At 69.9% G+C, this 2,333-nt stretch carries 1 protein-coding gene and 1 pseudogene; both read right to left on the reverse strand.

The window, feature by feature from the left end:
• Positions 1-243: 243 nt before the first annotated feature.
• Positions 244-1,824 carry a 2-isopropylmalate synthase gene (locus tag AC2W7M_RS23960; RefSeq protein ID WP_486135477.1) on the reverse strand — a complete coding sequence of 527 codons (1,581 nt, stop codon included), beginning with the start codon at positions 1,822-1,824 and terminating at the stop codon, positions 244-246.
• Positions 1,825-2,143: 319 nt separating this feature from the next.
• A pseudogene (locus AC2W7M_RS23965) lies at positions 2,144-2,333 on the reverse strand (LysR family transcriptional regulator); the annotation flags it as partial.

Genomic DNA, 2,333 nt, shown 5'->3' on the forward strand with positions numbered 1-2,333 from the left:
GCAGGGCAGGGTGGCGGCGGGCAGCCGCAGCGTCCGGCACCGGCCGAGCGCGCCCAGCCCCCCGAGCGGCCGGCCCCCTCGCAGAACCGTCCGCAGGGTCAGGGACAGGGACAGGGTCAGGGACAGGGCCAGGGCCAGGGCCAGGGCGGCACGCCCCAATAGCGCGGACCGGCGGGAAGGCTACTGAACGAGAAAGGCCACCCGCAGGGGTGGCCTTTTTTGCGCCGGGCGCGGACGCGGCTGTCAGCCCGCGGCGCTCTGCGGATTGAGCGACTGGCGCTTCATCTGCAGCTTGTTGAGGGCGGTGATGTAGGCCTGCGCCGAGGCGACCAGCGTGTCCGGGTCCGCCGCGCGGGCGGTCACCGCCTTGCCGTTCTCCTCCAGCCGCACCGACACCTCGGCCTGCGCGTCGGTGCCCTCGGTGACGGCATGGACCTGGTAGAGGTCGAGCTTCACGTTGTGCGGCACCAGCGCCTTGATGGCGTTGAAGGTGGCGTCCACCGGGCCGTTGCCCTCGGCCTCCTCGGTCTTCACCTCGCCGTCCACCGACATCTTCATGGTGGCGCGCTGCGGCCCGCGGGTGCCGGCGATCACTGACAGGGAGATCAGCTTGATGCGGTCGTGGGAGACCGCGATCTCCTGGTCCACCAGCGCCTCAATGTCCTCGTCATAGACCACCTTCTTGCGGTCGGCGAGGTCCTTGAAGCGGGAGAAGGCGTCGTTCAGGGCGTTCTCGCCCAGCTCGTAGCCCAGCGTCTTCAGCTTGTCGCGGAAGGCGGCGCGGCCGGAATGCTTGCCCATCACCAGCGAGGTCTTGGAGACGCCGACGCTCTCCGGCGTCATGATCTCGTAGGTCTCGTTGTGCTTGAGCATGCCGTCCTGGTGGATGCCGCTCTCGTGGGCGAAGGCGTTCCGGCCGACGATGGCCTTGTTATACTGCACCGGGAACGAGGTGACCGCCGAGACCAGCTTGGAGGCGCGCGTGAGCGCGCGGGTGTTCACGCCGGTCTGATAGGGCAGCACGTCGCGTCGCACCGACAGCGCCATCACCACCTCTTCCAGCGCCGCATTGCCGGCGCGCTCGCCGATGCCGTTGATGGTGCATTCGATCTGCCGGGCGCCGCCTTCCAGGCCCGCCAGCGAGTTGGCCACGGCGAGGCCGAGGTCGTTGTGGCAGTGGACGGAGAAGATCGCCTTGTCCGAATTCGGCACCTTCTCACGCATGGTGCGGAACATGGTGCGGTATTCGTCCGGCGTGGCGTAGCCGACGGTGTCGGGCAGGTTGATGGTGGTGGCCCCGCACTTGATGGCCACTTCCACGCAGCGGGCGAGATAGTCCAGCGGCGTGCGCGTCGCGTCCATGGCCGACCACTCCACGTCCTCCACCAGGTTGCGGGCCTGGGTGACGGTGGCGGCGATGATCTCCAGCACCTCGGCCTGCGACTTGCGCATCTGGTGTTCCAGATGGATCGGCGAGGTGGAGACGAAGGTATGGATGCGGCCGCGGCGGGCGTGGCGTACCGCCTCGCCGCAGCGGGCGATGTCGCCGGGAATGGCGCGGGCGAGGCCGGCGATGGTGGCGTTCCTGGCCCGCCGGGCGATCTCCGCCACGCTCTCGAAATCGCCGATGGAGGCAATGGGGAAGCCGGCCTCGATCACGTCGACGCCCATCTCGTCGAGCAGGTCGGCGACCTCCAGCTTCTCCTCGAAGGTCATGGAGGCGCCGGGGCACTGCTCGCCGTCGCGCAGGGTGGTGTCGAAGATGATGACCCGATCCGACTTGCTCGGGGGCGCGGATACGGGGGGCGTGGTGGTGTCGGTCATCGCTGCGGTCCTTCTGGCGATCCGGCGGGCCGGCCAACTTGGGGCGGCACAGGGTGCGGATCATGAGCCGAATGGGTTCGCCGGACGTTCCGGCGGCGGCGCGTCCCCTGAGTGCCCAGGCGCAAGCCCGGCCGGCCCTCAGGGGCGGCTAAGGAGCAGAAGCGCGCGCAGAATGAGAGCGTTGCCCGGAAACCGATCGGTCCGGGGGGCAGAGGCTGCGGTCTTGGTCGTGCGGGACGACACGGGGCGCTCTACTCTTCGCTCAGATGCTTGGAAGGCTGCTCTTACCGGAGCCTGGACCCCAGCGCAAGGGCGAACGTCAGCCGCGCACGGCGTTCCGGTAGGCCGCGGCAAGGGCGGCGAGGGCGGCGCGCGGACGGGCTTCCACCACCGCGTGTGCAGCAGCACCGGCAGGCGCGGCAGGTCCGGGAGCGAGAGCCGGCGGCCCACGTCGACGGCGCCCAGCGGTCAGCATGCGCGGCGCCAAAGCGGCGACGCCAAGGCCGGCG

It is taken from the genome of Xanthobacter sp. BG11Y11_SDJG (assembly GCF_057364445.1).